This window comes from Ferruginibacter profundus, from assembly GCF_054783275.1.
In genome coordinates, this window is sequence record NZ_BAAGQW010000002.1 from 1,457,261 (window position 1) to 1,478,162 (window position 20,902).

General features: G+C 37.0%; 17 protein-coding genes. 3 read left to right on the forward strand and 14 right to left on the reverse strand.

Annotated elements, in window-relative coordinates:
* Positions 1 to 172 precede the first annotated feature (172 nt).
* The 6 genes from mraY to mraZ form a co-directional block, all read right to left on the reverse strand.
* Positions 173 to 1,462, reverse strand: coding sequence for a phospho-N-acetylmuramoyl-pentapeptide-transferase (gene mraY, locus ACYVM0_RS16305; protein WP_460558595.1), 1,290 nt, complete (start codon positions 1,460 to 1,462; stop codon positions 173 to 175).
* A 123-nt stretch (positions 1,463 to 1,585) separates the two neighbouring features.
* On the reverse strand, positions 1,586 to 3,049 hold the full coding sequence (locus tag ACYVM0_RS16310) for a Mur ligase family protein (RefSeq protein WP_460558597.1): 1,464 nt from the start codon (positions 3,047 to 3,049) through the stop codon (positions 1,586 to 1,588).
* Positions 3,046 to 5,181 carry a penicillin-binding protein gene (locus tag ACYVM0_RS16315; RefSeq protein WP_460559879.1) on the reverse strand — a complete coding sequence of 712 codons (2,136 nt, stop codon included), beginning with the start codon at positions 5,179 to 5,181 and terminating at the stop codon, positions 3,046 to 3,048. The genes ACYVM0_RS16310 and ACYVM0_RS16315 overlap by 4 nt, the downstream gene beginning before the upstream one ends.
* Positions 5,182 to 5,256: 75 nt before the next feature.
* A complete protein-coding gene (locus tag ACYVM0_RS16320; RefSeq protein WP_460558599.1) occupies positions 5,257 to 5,601 on the reverse strand; it encodes an FtsL-like putative cell division protein in 345 nt (114 codons plus the stop codon).
* Positions 5,602 to 5,633: 32 nt separating this feature from the next.
* Positions 5,634 to 6,599: a 16S rRNA (cytosine(1402)-N(4))-methyltransferase gene (gene rsmH, locus ACYVM0_RS16325; RefSeq protein ID WP_460558601.1), complete on the reverse strand. Its 966-nt coding sequence runs from the start codon at positions 6,597 to 6,599 to the stop codon at positions 5,634 to 5,636.
* 25 nt (positions 6,600 to 6,624) lie between these two features.
* Entirely contained in the window at positions 6,625 to 7,080 is a 456-nt protein-coding gene (mraZ, locus tag ACYVM0_RS16330) for a division/cell wall cluster transcriptional repressor MraZ (protein WP_430986393.1), read from the reverse strand.
* 218 nt (positions 7,081 to 7,298) lie between these two features.
* On the opposite strand from mraZ, the gene ACYVM0_RS16335 reads away from it, so the two are divergent.
* Entirely contained in the window at positions 7,299 to 7,709 is a 411-nt protein-coding gene (locus ACYVM0_RS16335; RefSeq protein ID WP_460558604.1) for a hypothetical protein, read from the forward strand.
* Positions 7,710 to 7,713: 4 nt separating this feature from the next.
* On the opposite strand, the gene ACYVM0_RS16340 is transcribed toward ACYVM0_RS16335, so the two are convergent.
* From ACYVM0_RS16340 to ACYVM0_RS16365, 6 genes are all read right to left on the reverse strand, one after another.
* Positions 7,714 to 9,048, reverse strand: coding sequence for an HlyD family secretion protein (locus ACYVM0_RS16340; protein WP_460558606.1), 1,335 nt, complete (start codon positions 9,046 to 9,048; stop codon positions 7,714 to 7,716).
* Between the two features lie 43 nt (positions 9,049 to 9,091).
* Positions 9,092 to 11,296 carry a peptidase domain-containing ABC transporter gene (locus ACYVM0_RS16345; RefSeq protein WP_460558608.1) on the reverse strand — a complete coding sequence of 735 codons (2,205 nt, stop codon included), beginning with the start codon at positions 11,294 to 11,296 and terminating at the stop codon, positions 9,092 to 9,094.
* A complete protein-coding gene (locus ACYVM0_RS16350; protein ID WP_460558610.1) occupies positions 11,297 to 12,130 on the reverse strand; it encodes a DUF6625 family protein in 834 nt (277 codons plus the stop codon).
* Positions 12,131 to 12,153: 23 nt separating this feature from the next.
* A complete protein-coding gene (locus ACYVM0_RS16355; RefSeq protein WP_460558612.1) occupies positions 12,154 to 12,981 on the reverse strand; it encodes a glutaminyl-peptide cyclotransferase in 828 nt (275 codons plus the stop codon).
* Positions 12,982 to 13,540: 559 nt separating this feature from the next.
* On the reverse strand, positions 13,541 to 15,142 hold the full coding sequence (locus tag ACYVM0_RS16360) for a vitamin K epoxide reductase family protein (protein ID WP_460558613.1): 1,602 nt from the start codon (positions 15,140 to 15,142) through the stop codon (positions 13,541 to 13,543).
* Between the two features lie 678 nt (positions 15,143 to 15,820).
* Positions 15,821 to 17,140 carry a sensor histidine kinase gene (locus ACYVM0_RS16365; RefSeq protein ID WP_460558615.1) on the reverse strand — a complete coding sequence of 440 codons (1,320 nt, stop codon included), beginning with the start codon at positions 17,138 to 17,140 and terminating at the stop codon, positions 15,821 to 15,823.
* A gap of 118 nt (positions 17,141 to 17,258) precedes the next feature.
* Here ACYVM0_RS16365 and ACYVM0_RS16370 point away from each other — a divergent pair, with 118 nt between their 5' ends.
* Together ACYVM0_RS16370 and ACYVM0_RS16375 are read left to right on the forward strand one after the other, a co-directional pair.
* Entirely contained in the window at positions 17,259 to 17,837 is a 579-nt protein-coding gene (locus tag ACYVM0_RS16370; RefSeq protein ID WP_460558617.1) for a YqgE/AlgH family protein, read from the forward strand.
* 140 nt (positions 17,838 to 17,977) lie between these two features.
* Positions 17,978 to 18,940 carry a lysophospholipid acyltransferase family protein gene (locus ACYVM0_RS16375; RefSeq protein WP_460558619.1) on the forward strand — a complete coding sequence of 321 codons (963 nt, stop codon included), beginning with the start codon at positions 17,978 to 17,980 and terminating at the stop codon, positions 18,938 to 18,940.
* A gap of 93 nt (positions 18,941 to 19,033) precedes the next feature.
* On the opposite strand, the gene atpC is transcribed toward ACYVM0_RS16375, so the two are convergent.
* Positions 19,034 to 19,285, reverse strand: a complete 252-nt coding sequence (atpC, locus tag ACYVM0_RS16380) for a F0F1 ATP synthase subunit epsilon (RefSeq protein ID WP_460558621.1) — start codon at positions 19,283 to 19,285, stop codon at positions 19,034 to 19,036.
* Between the two features lie 29 nt (positions 19,286 to 19,314).
* Positions 19,315 to 20,820 (reverse strand): F0F1 ATP synthase subunit beta, encoded by a 1,506-nt coding sequence (gene atpD / locus ACYVM0_RS16385; RefSeq protein WP_460558623.1) that lies wholly within the window; start codon positions 20,818 to 20,820, stop codon positions 19,315 to 19,317.
* Between the last annotated feature and the right edge of the window lie 82 nt (positions 20,821 to 20,902).

Below are 20,902 nucleotides of genomic sequence, written 5' to 3' on the forward strand. Positions count from 1 at the left end.
TAAAAAGGGTTCTTCAAAAGCATAGAATTTAACGGGTATAGGGTTTCACTGATCATAAGAACTTTTCACAGATACTGATTACTCAAAAATTGAAAAACTTAGAATGTCAGCCTCTGACAATTCCAGGTTGCGGTTTTCCAATAAATACTTGCCCCAGCCGCAGGGGATATTACTATCTTAATTTCAATGTTGCAATCGCTACTATCATACTTAAAATTGTTATTATCCAAAACCTTACTGCTATTTTACTTTCGTGATACCCCAACTTTTGATAATGATGATGTAAAGGGCTCATCAAAAACACCCGTTTCCCCTCGCCATATTTCTTCTTGGTGTATTTGAAATACGACACCTGTATCATCACACTTAATAATTCTATTAAAAACACAAAACAAAAGATGGGTATCAATAATTCTTTACGAACAATAATGGCGAGCGCCGCAATGATGCCACCCAAAGCAAGGCTTCCGGTATCTCCCATAAAAACCTGCGCCGGGTAAGAATTGTACCATAAAAATCCGATACAGGCGCCCACAAAGGCAGCAATAAAAATGGACAATTCCCCAATATTAGGGATGTACATAATGTTGAGGTACTCCGCAAATTTTATATTACCACTCAGGTAAGCAAATATGCCCAGGCCTATGCCCATTACTGCACTTACTCCCGTTGCAAGCCCATCCAACCCATCTGTAATATTGGCGCCATTACTTACCGCCGTTACAATAAATATTACAATAAGAATGTAGAGTATGTAGGTATAATCCCTCAATCCTTCCGGCAAAAGCTTAGCGTAATTAAACTCATGATTTTTTACAAAAGGAATAGTGGTAATTGGCGTTTTTACAGAAGCGTAGATCGTTTGTTTACCATCAATAACCACAGTATCAAACTTTGTAGCTCTTTCTTTAGGCCCTAACACAATACCAGCCTGCACTTCACGTTTTACCACCACACTTGGTGTAAAGTATAATGTGGCCCCCACAATTATCCCTAACATCACCTGGCCAAAAATTTTAAACCTGCCTGCTAAACCATCGCTATCGCTTTTCTTATAATTTTCTCCTTTTTTCTGTGCATCTCTTTTTGATTTTATCTTCAGGTAATCATCAATAAAACCAATACCCCCTAACCAAACCGTACACAATAACATTAAGCGGATGTATACTTTACCCAGGTCGGCAAACAATAAAGTTGGAATTACAATGGCAAGGATGATAATAATGCCGCCCATTGTAGGCGTTCCTTTTTTCTGTTGTTCACCAGCTAACCCTAAATCCCTTACTGTTTCACCCAATTGTTTATTACGTAAATAAGCGATCAGCTTTTTGCCATACACAGTTGTAATCACCAGGCTTAAGATCATAGCTAATATCACACGGATACTCTGGAAGCGATACAACTCACTTCCGGCGAACTTAATACCTTGTGTTTTAAACCAATCAAATAAGTGATACAGCATATTTTTTATTTTCGTTAGTAGTGAGACCTGAATCGTGAGCAGTGAATCGTGAGTTGCACCTTCAATTCGAAGGCTCCATTCACGTCTGACAACTCACTACTCTCGTTTCACAATTCACGATTTTTATTTTTCTAACAATACAAACATTTCGTTCAACACTTTCTTATCATCAAAATCATACTTCACGCCTTTAATATCCTGGTATTTCTCGTGCCCTTTACCGGCAATTAAAACGATATCTTCTTTTTGCGCCAGGCTTACCGCTGTTTTAATCGCTTCCTTCCTGTCGGCAATAGAGATCACTTTTTTCTTAGCGGCTGCATTTACGCCGGCCTGCATATCGTTTAAAATCTCCAGCGGATCTTCACTACGGGGGTTGTCCGAAGTAAGGATCACTTTATCGCTATACTCGCAAGCTACTTCTGCCATTATCGGCCTTTTGGTTCTATCCCTGTCGCCACCGCAACCCACTACAGTAATAACCTGTTCGTTACCTTGTTTTAATTTTTTTATGGTGGCCAGTACATTTAATAAGGCATCGGGTGTATGGGCATAATCCACAATGCCAATTAATTTATCATTGGTACTGATGGTATAATCAAATCTTCCTTCGGCACCATCCAGGCTGCTGAGTATCTGCAATACTTCTGTTTTATCTTCTCCCAAACAAACAGCAGCACCATATACTGCTAAAAGATTATACGCATTAAATTCTCCTATCAGCCTGAAATGCACTTCTATATCATTTACAACCAGGTGCAATCCTGTTAAACTGTTATCTAAAATTTTTCCTTTAAAATCAGCCATTGTTTTAAGGCTGTAGAAGTATTTTTTTGCAACCGTATTCTGCAACATCACAGCACCTCTTTTATCATCTGCATTACTTATTGCAAATGCTGATGATGGCAGATTATCGAACCATGATTTTTTTACCCGGATATATTCATCAAATGTTTTGTGATAATCTAAATGATCGTGAGTGATATTGCTGAACAAAGCACCGGCAAACTGCAACCCTGCAATACGTTGCTGGTGAATAGCATGGCTACTCACTTCCATAAACACATATTCGCAACCTTCGTCTGCCATTTGTTTCAGCAGTGCATTTAAATTGATGGCATCAGGTGTGGTATGTGTAGCAGGAATGATCTCTTTTGCAATTTGATTCTGCACCGTACTGATCAATCCGCATTTGTATTTTAACGCACTGAATAGTTTGAATAATAAAGTAGCAATAGTTGTTTTGCCATTGGTACCTGTTACACCCACCAGTTTAATTTTTGCAGAAGGCTCGCCATAAAAATTATGGCTCATCAGCCCTGCGGTTGCAGCCGTGCTATCAACCTGTATATATGTAATGTCCTCTTTTAATGCTGTTGGTAATACTTCACATACAATAACGGCAGCACCTTTTTCTGCAACAGCAGCAATAAAATCATGGCCATCAACTGCACTTCCTTTAAGGGCAATAAAGCAGGAGCCACTACTGATCTTTCTTGAATCGATCTGCAGATCCTTTACCTCAATACCGGTACTACCCTTTACAGAGCGGATGGCAACTTTATATAGTATGTCCTGTAAAATCAATTTAATACTAATGAAATGGTTTGTCCTTTTTCAAATGTTGTGCCTGCTACTTTTGATTGATTCATTACCCTGCCTCTTCCGGCAGCTGCAACTTTCAATCCTTTGTTCTCTAATAAATACACCGCATCTTTCAATCCCATTCCGACAACGTTAGGGGTTACAGAACCGGATGATGCGGATGAATAAAGCGGTGCATTCAAAGAAGAAAAATTATTTCTCATATTCGCCTGTCTCATACTGCCTCTTACAGCGGAGTCGGTGAATGGTGTTTTTAAAAAATTAAATACTGCTGCCAGGTCATTTTTTGTACCATAAAAATTGTACAACGTACTATCGGTTGTTGTGGCGGCAGTAAATTGTTTGCTGCTTAAAAAGCGGCCATAAATTTTATCGCTGATCTCTTTAAACACGGTACCGGAAACGTCTGCACCATAATGCAGTTTTGATTCATTACTGTTTTGTATCACTACTGCCATAGTATATTTTGGCTGATCAGCAGGAAAGAACCCGATAAAAGACGCCTGGTAAATTTTATTGCCCTTGTTATAACCTTTGTTATTTAAAGCGGTAACAGCAGTACCTGTTTTACCTGCTATACCATAAGTACTACCCGATAATATTTTATGCCCTGTACCATGTGCACTATCCACTACGGCCCTCATACATTCCTTTAATTGCGCCAGCGTTTCATCGCTGCATATTTTATCCACCACTACTTTAGGGGTCATTGTTTTTACATCTGCCCCATATTCCCTTACTGCATTCACCAAATATGGTTTCATCATTTTTCCATTGTTAGCAACCGCATTGTACAACATCAGCATGTGCAATGGTGTTACCAGCTCTTCGTAACCATGCGCCATAAACGGAATGGTGGTGTTGGCCCAGCTGCGGTTGGTTGGCTTTTTAATGGTTGTTCTTGCAGAAGCGGCATCAATATCTACCCCTGTAAGTGTATCTAACCGAAAATGATGTAAATGATCAATGAACTTTGATGGCTGTGAATGATAATACTGATCGGCCAGTTTTGCAAAAGCCACATTACTACTTGCGGCAAACGCATCTTTTACCGAAATGGACCCGGCACCCAAATGCGAATCCTGGATCTTTAAACCATAAAAATATTTTATACCGCCTTCGCAGTCTACTTTAGAATTGATGGTGACATATTTATCTTCCAGTAAACTCATTAATGTAGCCAGTTTAAAAATAGAACCTGGTTCTGTTGCTTTACCAATACCATAATTCAAATCTTCATCATAAATACTATTGCCATCTTTATCTTTTATAGCAATACCATTGGCATCTTTTCTTTGTCCTAAATTGGCGATCGCTTTTATTTTACCCGTTGCCGTTTCCATTACAATGGCAGTGCCGTGTAAAGAGTTATTGCCAACCATCATTTTCATCAACGCCACTTCGGCAACATCCTGCATGTACGTATCTAAAGTGGTGATGATATCTTTTCCATGTTCAGGTTCCAGTTCTGCGCCTTCCACTGGTACATAAGCACCGGCGATATAACGCATCAGGCGCTGGCCCGAAGAACCTTTCAATAAACTATCATAACTTCTTTCCAGTCCAACATTTTTGGTAGAATCTTCCCTTGATAAACCAATGGTTCTGTTAGCCAGTAAAACATAGGGGTTAATTCTTTTATCACGGGGATCGAAAATAAAACCACTCTTGTTTCTGCCTAATCTTACCAAAGGGAAATCCCTCAGCTGTTTATACTCTTCAAAAGAGATCTTTTTCTTTAGAATAAAATAGCGGTCTTCTTCTTTATACGCCTGCAGCAATATTTTTTTGTAGGCCGTGGTAGTTTTATCTTTAAAAAGACCGGACAGTGCCATACTTAAAGAATCTACATTGTCTTTAAATCTTTTGCCATCTTTTTCACGTAATCCTTCGGCACCAAAATCTACAAACACATCAAATATGGGTACCGATGTGCTGAGCATATTACCATCTTCGCTGTAAATGGTGCCTCGCTCCGCATCAATGGGTAAATATTTTAAATGCAGGCTCTGACCCATTTCCTTCCAGTATTTTCCCTCTATGCGCTGTATATAAAAAGCCCTGCCCAATACCACTACGCCCAGCAGTATCATCCCTAAAAAACAGAGATACACTCTCCACAATATGTCTTTTTTTACATCCATTCCCCTATCCCCAAAGAGGGATTATTATATTTTATTATTAATACGCTATTTTTTATCAGCTTCCGGGGTTAATAATACCGGTGCTTCTGTTAATTCCTTTAATCCCATCGGCTCTACTGCCTTCACTAATTCACTGGCTTTACTTCTGAAGATCACTTCACTTTTTATGGTCTTGTATTCGTACTCCAGTTCTTTAATATGCTTTTCTGTTACGCCAATTTTTCTTGTCAGCTTATCTGCATAATGCCCGTTGTAGATGTACAACACTGCCAATGCTGCTAAAAACAAAAAGAAGGGTATGTTTTGCACCACCCATTTATAACTAAAAAAACTTCTCCAGTCTATCTTCTGGCTGCTTTGTTTTTCCGGTATGATTTCTTCTTCCTGCATTATTTTTTACTGACTATTTTTTTTTGAAACTTTTACTTTAATTCGGCCACTCTCAGCTTTGCACTTCTTGATCTCGGATTTTGTTTTAATTCTTTTTCTGTTGGTACGATTGGTTTTTTACTGATGATTAAAAACGGGCTTTCAGGTTTTGTTCCATACACTTCATCTGCTTCGGTTTCGGAAAAACTTCCGTTGCGAAAAAATGTTTTAACTATCCTGTCTTCCAAAGAATGAAAAGTGATAATTGCGATCCGGCCGGTTGGTTTTAATAGTGTAGTGGCTTGTGCTAATAGTTCTTTTAATGCGCCTAATTCGTCGTTTACCTGGATGCGTAGTGCCTGAAATACCTGGGCAAAGTATTTTTGAGGATTACCTTTAACCGCCGCCTTAACTGCCAGTTTAAATTCATTGATGGTACGGATGGGCGCCAATGCTCTCTGTTGTACAATAGTTTTAGCCAGTGTTTTTGAATTGGTTACTTCGCCATATTGCTCAAACATTTTGTGCAATTGCTGTTCGGTAAAATCCTTAAGCACTGTTGCTGCTGTAATAGCTTCACGCTGGTCCATTCGCATATCCAGGTCAGCTTCAAAGCGGGTAGAGAATCCTCTGTCAGCTTCATCAAACTGGTGGCTCGATACGCCAAGGTCTGCAAGAATACCATCTACCTGTGTTATTTTCTGCAGGCGTAAAAAACGTTGCAGGTAACGAAAATTCTGAGGGATAAAAATGATCCTTTCATCATCAGGTACATTTTGTTTTGCAGCAGCATCCTGGTCAAACACGTACAGCCTTCCGTTTTCATCCAGTTGCTGTAAAATGGCCCGGCTATGTCCGCCACCACCAAATGTGCAATCCACATAAATGCCATCGGGCTTAATGTTCAAACCTGCTATTGCTTCGTGCAGCAGAACGGGGGTGTGATAGTTAACTGAATCGTTAACTGGTTTATTGGTTAACTGGTCATTTGGTTTTAGCTGTTCCTCTTTGTTATCCATACTACTAAACCATTTAACTGATTAACTAATTAACAACCTTATTCATCACCTCGTTTGCCAGATCGCTAAAGGCTTGCGGTGTAAAAGTTTCAAAGAACTGTGTATACTTACTTTTGTCCCAGATCTCAATTTTGTTAACGGCCGATACCAGCACAATGTCTTTTTCCAGGCCGGCATGTTCGCTAAGGTTTTTGGGCAACAATAATCTTCCGGCACTATCCAGCTCCACTTGTGTGGCCCCGTTTAAAAAATAACGCCTGAATTCTCTTACCTTAGGGTCAAAATCATTCAGTTTGCTGATCTCAGAAAATATAGGCTCCCAGCTTTGGATTGGGTATAACGTTAAGCACTTTTCAAACCCCCGGTTTAGCACAAATTGGGTAGCACCTTCCTGCGGCAGCTGTTTTTTAAACCCTGCCGGCAGTAAAAAGCGACCCTTTAAGTCTAAAGTTGCTTCATATTCACCGAGGAAACCTATCATTTTCAATTATTTAGCCCTGCTTAAACAGAAACTTACACAAAATAACACTTTTTCCCACTTTCTTATCATTTTTTAGATAAAGTTTTTTATCCACATGAACTTTGCCCAAAACGGGCCTGGCTTTGGCGTTGGTTTTATTATTTTTGAATGTGCATTACCTGTGGATAGGTGTGCATTGCTGTTGATAACCCATTTTTCAACCTAAATTCAATTTGAACATGGCAGCAACCGGGTATTCAGGAACACCCTTGTTAAAAAAACTGGGCATCAAGCCCGAAATGAAAGTTTTGGTATTGGATATGCCGGATAACTATTTTGATCTGCTGGAGCAGGATATCAGCGGACAACTGGTCAAAGGCAAACAAATCCCCGACTTTATTCACCTGTTTGCAAAAGATTTTGCCGCTTTTGAAAAGGGTATGCAAAAAATACTGCCTTATGCAAAAGCAAATACTGCCGTTATCATCTGGGTATCCTGGTACAAAAAAGCATCTGGTATTGTAACTAACGTAAACGAAGATGCGATAAGAAATTTTGCTTTGCAAAATGGCCTGGTGGATATAAAGGTTTGTGCAGTGAGTGGGTTGTGGAGCGGATTGAAACTGGTGGTACCGGTGGCGAAACGGTAAGGGTTTATTGCACCTGTTTAATAATGTTATAATAAAACCGTTGCAGCAATCGCATATCAGCGGTAATAATTTCTCCCTGTGCAGTTAAGCCATCTCTAAACTGAATTTGCTTTTTATAATTTGTATATAGCCCGTTAACCAAAACCACTTTAGCAAGATAACCACTATCGGTACTGATATTGCTGATAAAATCGATCTTGCCTTTTAAGCTTCCATATTCCTGGAACGGATATGCCGGAAATTTTAATAATACCTGTTGCCCTGTTTTTACTTTGCCAAAATTGGTCTGTGGTATATACACTTCTGCATAGTATTGTGCATTCCCCGGATTTACAAAGCAAATGATCTGGTTCGCTTGTAATTGCTGATTTTCCTGCAAAAAAGTAGCAAATGCAATTTTGCCACCAAGCGGTGCAGTGAGCAAATATTTATTTTTCCAATCTTCCAATTGTGATTTTAATGTATGGAGTGCTTGTGTAAAAATTCCTTTCTGTTGTACAATATCATTTTCTAATTGTAAAATTTCCTTTTGCTTTTCCTGCTGGTTACTTTCGTTAGATATAATGCTGCTGTTGATCTGCGGAATGCTCATAACCTTGTTTAAAAACTTACTTCGCTCATTGCGGTACTCCAGGCTGGCTATTACTTTTTGATCCAGCAGTCTTTTGTTCATTTTAAAAGTAGTATCAGCCAATCCTACATCTTCCTGTTGTATACTTTTTTGTTGCAATAAATTTACGTGTAGCTTTTGCAGGTAGCCCATATCTTTCTGAAGCATAAATTTCTTTTTTAAATAATAACCCGAAGAAAGATATTGGTTAAATAAAATGAAGGCCTGCATGAAGCTTTGGTAAGCCGGTTGTACCTCGCCAAGGTTTTCAAATGGTTGTGCTAAGCAGGGTGGAATTTTTTCGAGCAGATTGCTTTGCAGTAAATTTTGCAAAGTATCTGTAATACCTGAAAGCATAATTACCTCATCAGCATTAGCACCGCTTTCCATAAAACCCAGCAATTCATTTTGCTGTACTGTTTGTCCTTCTTTTGCAATTAGCTTAATCAGTTTGCCTGCTGTTTTTGTAATTACTTCTTTAGGAGCGTTGATGGAGGTGAGTTTTGCTTTTGTATTTACGCTGTCGGGGTATTGAATAAACCAGCAGATAGTAGCAAGCAGCAGCAACAGTATTAAAAAATACACTGTTCCCCATCGTACAACCGAAGGAGGTTTGTTAGAAATAATTTCTTCAATCGCATTGCCATGTTCCAAAAATGTATTTTTTGGAACAAATACATTATCATCAAGGGCTGTGACCAGAGATAGTATGTCTTTTTCAGTTTTCATTTTTTGGTTTAGCCGTTTAAAAATTTAAAACCATCCTGCCATTTCAGTTTCCAAGTTCCAATTGATTTTTTACTAACTCATAATACTTTCCTTTTGTAAAACTGAGTGTTGCATGTGTTCCTTCTTCTACTATTTCTCCATTTTCTAGAACTACAATTTTATCAGCATTTTTCACAGTACTTAAGCGATGAGCTACTACAATAACCGTTCTGTTTTTAAAAAACTGTTGCAGATTTTCCAGTATTACTTTTTCATTATTAGCATCTAAGGAATTTGTAGCTTCATCAAAAAAAATAAATTGTGGATTTTTATATACTGCTCTCGCAATGGTCAGTCGCTGTTTTTGTCCACCGCTAATACCATTTCCCTCTACACCTAGTTTTGTATAAAACCCCAAGGGCAACGATTCAATAAAAGGAAGAATATTGGCGGTTTTACAGGCATCCATCAGTCGGCCATTATCTACTTTATCATCAGTAACTGTAATATTTTTTCTGATATTATCATTAAAAATAAAACTGTCCTGCATTACTGCACCGCTTATACTTCTCCAATATTTAGGACTAATAGTTTTACTATTGATATTACCTAAATGAATATCGCCTTTATAATTTTCATAAAACCTCAATAGTAATTTCAATAATGTGGTTTTACCACTTCCACTCATGCCGACTATTGCGGTCACTTTACCTTGCGGTATAGTTAAATTGATATTTTTTAAAACCGGCTCGTTACCTGCACCCGGATAAGTAAAAGACAGCTTTTTAATAGTAATGCTATGTTCGGTGAGTATAGCATGATTAAATTCCTTTCCAGCCGGTTCCTCATCTTCCAAAGCATGAATATCATTTAAACGTTCTAAAGATATTTTTGCATCCTGTGCCTGCTGGCTAAAACCAACTAATTGTTCAATGGGGCCGTTTAGCTGCGCTATAATGTATTGAATTGCCAACATCATTCCTAAAGTAAGCAGTCCTTCGATTACTAATTTTGCTACAACAAATGTTATCAGAATATTTTTGCCCTGGTTTATAAAAAATGCACCTATTTGCTGATATTGCGTTAGTGATAAGCTTTTAAAATTCAATTTAAATAAACCCGCCTGCAATCCTTCCCAGGCCCATCGATAAGTATTTTCTGCATTATTTAATTTTATTTCCTGCATGCCATACACCAGCTGCATGGTGGCATTATTCTCCTTTGCCGCAATAGCAAAGCGTTGGTAGTCTAATTTTCTCCGGTATTTTAAAAAAAATTGTATCCAAAATAAATACAGTACACTGCCTGCAACGAAAATTATAAAAATGTTCAGGTTATAAAAAAGCAATACAAAAGAAAAAATGATAAGGTTAAAGATGGAAAAAAAAGTATTGAGCGCTGTACCGGTTAAAAAGTTTTCAATGCGGTGATGGTCGCCGACGCGTTGAATAATATCACCGGGGTGCTTGCTATCAAAAAACTGCATGGGCAATTTTAATAGTTTTGCCCAAAAACCTGAAAGCAATGAAATATTTATACGTGTGCTTATGTATAATAAAATGCGACTACGTATAAACTCCACCACTGTTTGCGAAAACAGTAGCATGAGCTGTGCTGCTAAAACTATTTGTATAAAATTGAGGTTTTGTGTTTGAATACCAGTATCAACAATACTTTGTGTGAGGTAAGGGAAAATGAGTTGCAGTATGCTGCCAATTAATAATCCCAATAAAATTTGAAAGAAATAAGCTTTATGTTGTTGTATATAACTAAATAAATAGGCTTTGCCAATTTTCCCTTTTGCAGTTTGCGAATTACCTTCAAAATCTAATTCTTTAAATGATGGTGTCGGTTCTAATAAAAGTACAGTCCCCTTTCTTGTTTCATTTTCAGTTGTAGCAATCCAATGTTTGCAAAATTCTTCTTTGTTAAGTTTGAGTATGCCCTTTGCCGGATCTGCAACTAACAGTTTATTTTTTTTTACCCCTGGGGTAAGCACTACAAAATGATATTGATCCCAATGTATAATTGCCGGCAATGGCGCATCATTAACCAGTTCCTCAAAACTAAGTTTGGCACCTACGGTCTTTAAACCTATACCTTCAGCTGCATCCGCAAGGCCAAGCATGCTTACACCTTCTTTGCCGTACTCAGCCATATTGCGTAAATAATCTAACGAAATGGCACGACCATAATATTTTGCTACCATGCGCAGGCAGGTAGGGCCGCAGTCCATGGCGTCAAGTTGTTTATAAAATGGAAATTTCACTTACCTTTTTATAATTTTTGTTGGGGTGAAATAAAATGTCTCAGGTATGGGCTTCAAAACAGTTTGTTTCTTGCATTCCGTTTTAAATTTTATTAAATGATAAAACATACATTCAAACATATTTTTGTAAATAATTTTTCCATTCTCCCATTTAATTTTTCCGGGAGTCCCTTCTACAATAATAAAATCAAATAAAACTTTTAATTTTCCTTCAGCAGCAGCTTTTTGCACTACATAAGTCATGCTTTGTATATTGCCTGAATAGTCAAATATTGAAGCTCCATTTTGCAGCTCACTAAATAAAAAATTACATTCGTCAAAGCAATAATGTTCAACAGAACTAAATACCATTTTGTAGTCTTTACTCTGTTGGAATAAAATATTTATTTCTTCTGTGTTTCTAAACAAGCAAAACGAACCGGTAATATAATCATGACGACTGCTTATGACATCATAATTTTTTAAAACTTCATCGGTTATAAAATATCTTATGTTGCCATATACCAGATCAATATCACCATGTCCCCAGAAATCATATTTATTTATAATTTCTGAGAAAAGATAACCATACGCAGGTTTAAAATCACAAAGTTTATATGGATAATCTATGTTAACGATAATCCCAAGTTTTCGCAAACAAATTACTTTAATTTCGTTTAATGTTTTATAAAATATGATTACGTTTTTAGGCTTATCGATTATTGGTTCCGTATTATCTGTTATAATAATAAAATCAATACTGGCGTTGTATTTACAAGAATGAATAAAATATGGAAAATACCATGGATAAGATCCATACCAACAGGTAAGAATAGCAATTTTTTCTTTTCGCATAATTTATCAAAAAAATCCTTTTATTAATAAAAAGTGCCTTCAAATATATAAGGCCACATTTTGCCCGTTATATAAAATCTCTTAGTCTCTGGATTATACGCGATTCCGTTCATTTCTAAAGAGTTGGGATTTTGTTTTAAGGCTTGTTGATATAAAAAAGTCAAATCAATTTTTTTTATCACCTCTCCAGACGCTGCATCGATTTTTATAATAATATTGGTTGTATAAATATTAGCATATATAAACCCATTTACGTATTCCAACTCGTTAATATTTTCAACTATAGAGTTCTTTTCTAAAACATAGAGTTCTTTTACAATCTGGAAAGTTTTAGGATTAAGAAAGGTTATTTTATTTGTGCCATCGCTCATTATAAGATTTAGGGAGTCATTTGTTAACCCCCAACCTTCATTATTATTATAACTAAACGTTTTTAACAGCCTATAGTTTTTAGCATTATAAACGAAACAAATTTTATTTTTGTATGTCAACTGATATAGTTTCCCTTCAAGAATAGTAATGCCTTCTCCGAAATATATATTTTTATCAATTTCTTTGAAGTTTTCAATTCTACCTGAGCTTAAATTTACAATTCCGAAAAGTGATTTTGTATTAGGTAGGTCTTCCGGAGCCCCTGTACTTTCATACAACTTTCTATTCTCCCAAAACAATCCTTCAGTGAACGAAGCGGTGTCGTGTGGAAATTGATTTGTCACATTGAAAGATAAAATCATGTTATTAGAATTAATAACCTTTTCAGAATCAATTTGATCCTTATCATTTAAATTACTGTAATTTGAATTACACGAAATAAATGCAAATAAGAGTATTGTGCTACTGAATATTTTCATGAAATTTTGTTATCTATTTATATGCAATTGAATTATTTTGCGAACTATAAAGCTTTCCCACTTCAAAATAAATTTAAATAGACCCCAAGATAAAATAACGGATTCCCAAATTTAGCATTTAACTAAACCTTGAAGAGGTTGCTGCAAAATATAAATCATAACACATAAACTGTAATGTGTTATGATTTATACTTAACATTCTAATGTCAGAATACCTTTTCGATTTATCCATGTGCACAGCCCCAGCCAGTTGCACATTTTATACAAATGCTACCTCCACCGCTAGTAGAGCAGCTTTGCCCCTCATAATAGCACCACCAATAATTGGTATCATTACAATAATTACTAGATAAGCTGCCCGCCATAATATTTTTCATTTCAGTTCTACTTAATTTTCCCTGTATATTAGCAAGGCTCATTTTTTTTGTTTGCATTTTTTTTAATAATTAAAAGTTTAATAAAATTGTTTGCGCCCATTGCTTTTAGCGTCAAAGGCTTTGGCTACCCAGCCACAATGCTGCAGCATTATGTAGTTCCGCCAGGCTTTTCTTTTAGGGAACTATTCTAAAAGAAAATATTGTAAATCCTCAATGCTATAAGCATCGGGTAGTTGTTTTCCATTAATAAAAATAGTAGGTGTAAATGCTATGTCAGTCGCTTTGCACCATTTTTCCATTGCTGCTATTTTTTCTCCTTGCTTCAAAAGTTCGCCATTCATTCTATATTTCTTTTCAAATATTTCATACTCCTTTTTTTCAGGTAAATACCAGTCATCTAATGCCGCCTTAATTTTTTCAGGGTTATTTTCTGCTGCAACAGCTAATAAATGCCTTACGGGCTTTATAGCGGGGTTTGTTTCGTCATTTGCAGTAGTAAAAATAATTTTAGCTTTTACATTGTTATTTGCTTCTATTAATGCTTCAATTTTTGGATGCGCTTTTGCGCAAGGCCCGCAGTAAGGATTGCATACTTTTATAATGGTATTGGTAGCAGCAGGGTTTCCTATATCAATACCCAAGCCGTCTGTGGATAGTGTAATTTGCTTTTGCTTGTTCAAAAGCGTATCAAAAATTTCGCCGTTAAATTTCAAACGAAGGTATTCACGTTTTGTACTTTTAGCCGCCTGTAAACGTAAAACATAAGGTTTTACTGTAAACCATAACAAGGCGGGCAGCATATAAAACATTAAAGTATTAATAATCAATAAGAAAGAGGATTGTACTGGATAGAAAAATTTATTTACCACAACATTGATGCCGCCGCACAATAGTAATGCTTGTACTGCAAGACAAAGTATACACCATTGTTTTGCAACCCTCCATTGATAATAGACCGAGAATACAGTATATGGCAACGCCAAAATACTTAGCCATGCAAGAATTGTGAGCGGCCTTTCACAAAATAGTAGTACTCCTAAGCCGCCTGTAAAATAGAAAAACCCAACTTCACTCCAACTCAACCACTTAAAAACTTTTGCTTGTTTACCTGTAAGTATTGCATTACAATTGCCTTTGGCAATACCAGAGCATACCTTTTGTAATAAAGGGTTACTTTTATCAATCTCGTACCAAAGTAGAATAGACGTGACAAAAATCCCGACCAGCAAAACAACATACTGTAAATAAAAGAAAGTTATATTTACTAAAAGAGACTTGTCTGTATCTTTATTTAAAAGAAAAAAAGAAAATATTGCCAATCCGATAATAGCTGATACCGGAGCAAGTAAATTACTGATTGATTTTATCTTTTGCTGTTTAAAGTTTTGTTCCCCAGAATGTTCATCTGGTTCGGCAATCACATAAACCCCATTCCATATTTTAAAAAAGTCATCCTTTGGCATTTCGCCACGCTTTTTGTATTTTTTTTGATACAGGCTTATTACGCTATCCGTAACATCTGTTACAATTGCTAATGGATTTTCCCTGTCATTAGTGTAGGCCATAAACGGTACAGGCAATTCATCTATCCTACCAAGCTCTACTTTACCTGCGGCATTAGGTACATTCCATTTATTAAGGCTATCTGTAATGCAGAGCAGGCTCGGCCAATCTGGGTGGTTTTGCAGAGTCTCATTTACAGTAGTATTATTTACGCTAACTTTTAAAAGTTTAAGGTAAGTAATAGCCGCTTTTATATTTGGTTGGTATTGTGCAAACATCATTATTTTTTTTAATTAACAACACATCCTGCAATTGTTGCAAAACGTGTTTTGTAATAAAACAAACACTAACAAATATTTCGGTTATCGGTGGAGAAGGTTTAAACTGGCAATTTTTACAATTGGCCAAAAATAAATCGTGTCGGCCTTTTAGCAAATTGGAATTATATGTTGCCTTAAAAAAGAAAGATAAAAACTGCTATAACTGCAAGGATTAACTGCAATTACAAAGTAAATCTAAAATAAACTTCTGGATTAAAAAAAAACAAATTTGTTAAAAATAAAAATATCACTTCATAACAGCAGAACATAGCACATTTAAAACAATCCCGTTCTTACCCGGTTATCTTACGCTGTAACCTCGATACAACTATATAGAGACTTGTCGGAGATGCCATGACAACGCCGTCAATGTATGGCTTAACAGTAAATACCAAGTACCTGTAAAAATATAAATAAGACCCGTTTTTATGTATATTTATAACATCAAATATTACACACCCATAAAAAAAATTGTTATAAAGCCATGAATAATAAACTACAAGCTACTACGCATGGAGTAAATACAAATGAAATGGCAATAAGTGTATTTATAAATTGGAGAGGTTTAACTATAAAATATAAAAAAAGTTAAGTTAGGGATATTAAAATCAATATTACAAGTCAAAAATTATCTAAAATTTACACCACAGCCAACGGAATCGTCACCACAAACGTACTACCCTTACCGAGTACACTATCTGCTTTAATAGTGCCATGATGCGCTTCTACCATGGTTTTTACATAACTTAAGCCAAGGCCAAAACCCTTTACATTATGTATGTTACCCGTATGAGCACGGTAAAATTTTTCGAAGATGCGGTTTACGGTTTCCTTGTTCATGCCAATGCCGTTATCTTCAATTTTTATCTTTAACTGGTTGCCGCTGTTTTCTGTAGTTAATTTTATGGCCAGGTTTTCTTTGGAATATTTTACGGCGTTGTCCAGCAAATTATTGATCAGGTTAGTGAAGTGTACTTCATCCGCAAGTATCATATCTTTTTCTGCATCCAGATGTACATCCAGTGCGCCTTGTTTTTCTTCCACCTGCAAAGTGATATTATTTAATGCCAGTGTAATTAAATCGTGCGCAGATAATTTTTTCAGGTTCAGCTGCACTTCCTGCTTATCCAGCAAAGCGGCCTGCAGTATGGTTTCCACCTGTTTGTTCATCCGCTTGTTTTCTTCCTTGATGATATTGGTGAAGTAACTTGTTTTCTCTTCGTTGCCCTTTACCTTATCATTTTTTAACGCATCCACCGCCAGTGAAATAGTGGCCAGCGGCGTTTTAAATTCATGCGTCATATTATTGATGAAATCAGATTTTATCTCACTCAGCTTTTTCTGTTTCAGCAATGTTCTTATGGTAATAAAAAATGCGGTGGTAATAATTAAGGTAAATACAATGGCACCAATAATAAACCAGAACATTTCTTTCCAGACAATGGTTTTTTGATTGGGTACAATCACACATAATAATTCTTCAGCCACCAGGTTTTCGTAGTTGCTGCCGCTGGGTGGTTGCAATGGGTACACATAATTTTTATTCCTGGCACTATCTAAAGAAAGTTCGTAAAAATTATCACTTAGCAATTGTTTACCTGCTATAGAGTTTTCTAAAATGGCAAATTCAAAAGGAAATTTTTTGAGGTTATTTTTATTGAATGCATTGCGGATGATTTCGGTAATATCATCTTTGGTATACCGCTGCATTACAGATGGTTTAAAATACTGCAATTTTTCCCCGGGAAAAAGCATGTCGTTTTTTTTACCAAAAGGAACGATTGAATTATTATCCTGCGATAATGCAGAAGCTGCAAAATCTATCGCCTGCTTTATGTTTTCCTCCACCTGCTTGTCCTTGGCCTCCCGGGCACTTTCTATCCAGAGAAACTGAAAAAATATCAGCCCCAGCAAAGACAGAAATATCAGTATGGTTATAATGGGGAAAATTCTCTTCATCCATGCAAAATTAGGTCAGTAATGGGCTGTAAAATATGGTAAAACGGCCAAAGTGTAAATTTAACGAAGGTTTAGAACTTAAATTTCTTTTAAAAAAGCAGCTTTTAGCCTTTTGCGTATGGCAATTAAGCATTACTTTAGAAATATGATTGAACCAGGCCCTGGTATATTATTAATTGCTGATCCCTTTTTAAAAGACCCCAATTTTTTAAGAACCGTTGTGCTTTTGTGCGATCATAAAAAGGAAGGCAGCTTTGGGTTTGTGTTAAATAAACAGATTGAACAAACCTTAGATGAATTGCTGGAAAATTTTGAAGGGTTTCAATTGCCGGTTTATTACGGCGGCCCGGTACAAACCGATACCATTCATTTTGTTCATCAATACCCCGATCTTATTCCCGATGCCTATAAAGTAAGCAATGATATTTACTGGGGCGGCAATTTTGAAACCGTAGCTGCATTGATAAAGAGCAACAGCATTGACCTGAAGAAAATAAAATTTTTTATCGGGTACAGCGGCTGGAGCGATGGCCAGTTAAGCAGTGAACTGGATGAAAAAAGCTGGCTCACTGTTGGTGCCACAAAAAACCTGGTATTTTCTACACAACCTGATGAAGTATGGAAAGGAAGCCTGAAGCATTTAGGCGGCGATTATGAAATGATGGTGAATTTTCCGATAGATCCGCAATTGAATTAATGGTTAGGAGTTTTGAAAGTTTAGGGGTTTAGTAATGATACTACAAAATCTAAACTTTCTAAACGTCTAAACCCCTAAACGCAAAAGTTACCTCACACCGTTCAACACATTACTTCACATTATTTTATTATCTTGAACCAATGTTATACCAACTGGTAAAGATACTGGCGAGGCTTGCGATAAAATTCTATTGCAGGGATATTGCCATCAACAAAAAAGAGATCTTAAAAACCAATGGTCCTTTGTTGCTTGCAGTTAATCACCCCAATTCATTTTTAGATGCTATCATCTTTTGCACTTTATTTGATAAGCCGGTGTATTCATTGGCAAGAGGAGATGCTTTTAAAGGGAAATTTATCAGTAAGCTATTGTACACCCTGAAATTATTACCTGTATACCGGGTTAGCGAAGGCGTGGAAAATTTAGAAGAGAATTATAAGACCTTTGACCTGTGTAAGGAGATATTTAAACAGAATGGCATTGTGCTCATTTTCAGCGAAGGCAAATGCATTAACGAATGGCATTTGCGTCCTTTAAAAAAAGGCACGGCACGTTTGGCTATCAGCAGCTGGGAAGATGGTATTCCATTAAAAGTATTACCCGTTGGCATAAACTACAGTTCTTTTCAAAAATTTGGTAAAAATGTAAAAATATTTTTCGGGGAATTTATTACCGCGGATGATATAAAAGACGATAACAGTCATGGCAAAAATATACAGTCTTTTAATACCAATCTTTTACAGCAACTGCAGCCCTTTGTTTTTGAAATTGACAAAACCGATACCAAAGAACTGCACCGGAAATTTTATGTACCTCAATCTTACCTGAAAAAAATATTATTATTTATTCCTTCCGCAGGCGGATGGCTATTGCATGCGCCATTATATTTACCTGTAAGGCGGTTTGTAAAAAAAGCGGCATTTGATAATGATCATTATGATTCCATTGTAGTGGCAATTTTATTGCTGGCTTACCCGCTTTACCTGGCTATTATTTCGGTGCTTGTATTTGTAATTACAAAGCAATGGCTATCTTTTTTGCTATTGCTTATTTTACCGCTGCTGGCATGGGCGCATATACAGTTGAAAAAGCAATTGGATTAGCTGGCCAATAATTATACAAATGGGCACAGCCAACATAAAAAATCCCGCCGGTGGCGGGATTTTTTATGTTGGGCCGTAAGCCGTAGCTTCCGGTTACAGTTCTTTTGCTCCTTCAACAAGTACAGTTACTTTATTATTCAGTACTTCTACAAAACCGCTTTGGATATCGTAAGAAGAGGTGGCGTTTTTATCTTTCAGAATTTTTAGTTTGCCGTTTTTTAATGCACTTACCATCGGCGCATGTTTGTCCAGCAATTCAAAAGAACCGCTGATGCCGGGTAATTGTACCCCGTATACTTCGCCACTAAAAATTTTGCTTTCCGGAGTTAATATCTCTAAGTTCATGAATCAAGATTTTTTTTCTTACTGCTTGCTTAAGCCTGCGCTGCAGCCATTAATTTCTTACCTTTTTCAATAGCATCTTCCAATGTACCTACAAGGTTAAATGCTGCTTCAGGATATTCATCCACTTCACCATCCATAATGGCATTAAAACCACGGATAGTATCTTCAATTGGCACCAATACACCTTTTAAGCCGGTAAACTGTTCAGCCACAAAGAAAGGCTGGCTAAGGAAACGTTGTACTTTACGTGCTCTTGATACCACTAATTTATCTTCGTCGCTCAATTCATCCAAACCAAGGATGGCAATGATATCCTGTAATTCTTTATAACGTTGTAAAATTAATTTTACACGGTTGGCTGTATTGTAATGTTCTTCACCCACGATCAACGGGGTAAGGATACGTGAGGTTGAATCCAAAGGATCCACCGCAGGATAGATACCAAGATCCGCAATTTTACGTGACAATACCGTTGTGGCATCCAGGTGAGCAAATGTAGTTGCCGGAGCCGGATCGGTCAGATCATCCGCAGGTACATATACCGCCTGTACAGAAGTGATAGAACCGTTTTTAGTAGACGTGATCCTTTCCTGCATCAATCCCATTTCTGTTGCCAGGGTAGGCTGATATCCCACCGCAGATGGCATACGGCCCAACAATGCCGATACCTCAGAACCTGCCTGTGTAAAACGGAAGATATTATCTACGAAAAATAAAATGTCTTTACCCTGTCCTTCGCCATCACCATCACGGAAATATTCCGCTACAGTAAGACCGCTTAAAGCCACACGTGCACGTGCGCCCGGCGGTTCGTTCATTTGTCCGAATACGAAAGTTGCTTTTGATTCTTTCAGGTCTTCTAAATTCACAGCACTCAGATCCCATCCGCCTTCTTCCATGCTATGCTTGAATTTATCACCATAGTTCATGATACCTGCTTCAATCATCTCTCTCATCAAATCATTTCCTTCACGTGTTCTTTCACCCACACCGGCAAATACCGATACACCACTATATGCTTTTGCGATATTGTTGATCAATTCCTGGATCAATACGGTCTTACCCACACCGGCACCACCAAACAAACCAATTTTACCACCTTTTGCATAGGGCTCAATCAGGTCGATTACTTTAATACCAGTAAATAAAACTTCAGTTGCTGTACTTAAATTTTCAAATAATGGTGGCTTGTTATGAATAGGGCGGCCACCTGCTTTACTTACCTGTGGTAAACCATCGATAGCATCGCCGGTTACATTAAACAAACGGCCTTTAATACCATCACCTACAGGCATTGCAATAGGTATACCTGTATCTACCACCACAGTACCACGTACCAAACCCTCTGTACCATCCATCGCAATGGTACGTACGCTATCTTCACCTAAATGCTGTTGCACTTCCAATACCAGCGTATCACCATTTTCACGTTTTAATTCTAATGCATTTAAAATTTCGGGCAATTTGCTGTCGTTGTCAAACTGAACGTCTACAACCGCACCGATTACTGATTTTACCTTACCTGTATTGGCCATAAAAAAGTATTAAGTATATAAAGTATATATTTTAGGGCGCAAAGGTAAGGGTTGTAGATTGAAATTTGAAATTTGAAGCGGG

Excerpts from the sequence above, each read along its gene's own strand:
- mraY (WP_460558595.1), bottom strand. The coding sequence starts at position 1,462 with ATGCTGTATCACTTATTTGATTGGTTTAAAACACAAGGTATTAAGTTC.
- mraZ (WP_430986393.1), bottom strand. The coding sequence starts at position 7,080 with ATGATAGGTTTCCTCGGTGAATATGAAGCAACTTTAGACTTAAAGGGT.
- rsmH (WP_460558601.1), bottom strand. The coding sequence starts at position 6,599 with ATGGATAACAAAGAGGAACAGCTAAAACCAAATGACCAGTTAACCAAT.
- ACYVM0_RS16340 (WP_460558606.1), bottom strand. The coding sequence starts at position 9,048 with ATGAAAACTGAAAAAGACATACTATCTCTGGTCACAGCCCTTGATGAT.
- ACYVM0_RS16375 (WP_460558619.1), top strand. The coding sequence starts at position 17,978 with ATGTTATACCAACTGGTAAAGATACTGGCGAGGCTTGCGATAAAATTC.
- ACYVM0_RS16350 (WP_460558610.1), bottom strand. The coding sequence starts at position 12,130 with ATGCGAAAAGAAAAAATTGCTATTCTTACCTGTTGGTATGGATCTTAT.
- atpD (WP_460558623.1), bottom strand. The coding sequence starts at position 20,820 with ATGGCCAATACAGGTAAGGTAAAATCAGTAATCGGTGCGGTTGTAGAC.
- atpC (WP_460558621.1), bottom strand. The coding sequence starts at position 19,285 with ATGAACTTAGAGATATTAACTCCGGAAAGCAAAATTTTTAGTGGCGAA.
- ACYVM0_RS16360 (WP_460558613.1), bottom strand. The coding sequence starts at position 15,142 with ATGATGTTTGCACAATACCAACCAAATATAAAAGCGGCTATTACTTAC.
- ACYVM0_RS16335 (WP_460558604.1), top strand. The coding sequence starts at position 7,299 with ATGGCAGCAACCGGGTATTCAGGAACACCCTTGTTAAAAAAACTGGGC.
- ACYVM0_RS16355 (WP_460558612.1), bottom strand. The coding sequence starts at position 12,981 with ATGAAAATATTCAGTAGCACAATACTCTTATTTGCATTTATTTCGTGT.
- ACYVM0_RS16365 (WP_460558615.1), bottom strand. The coding sequence starts at position 17,140 with ATGAAGAGAATTTTCCCCATTATAACCATACTGATATTTCTGTCTTTG.
- ACYVM0_RS16320 (WP_460558599.1), bottom strand. The coding sequence starts at position 5,601 with ATGCAGGAAGAAGAAATCATACCGGAAAAACAAAGCAGCCAGAAGATA.
- ACYVM0_RS16370 (WP_460558617.1), top strand. The coding sequence starts at position 17,259 with ATGGCAATTAAGCATTACTTTAGAAATATGATTGAACCAGGCCCTGGT.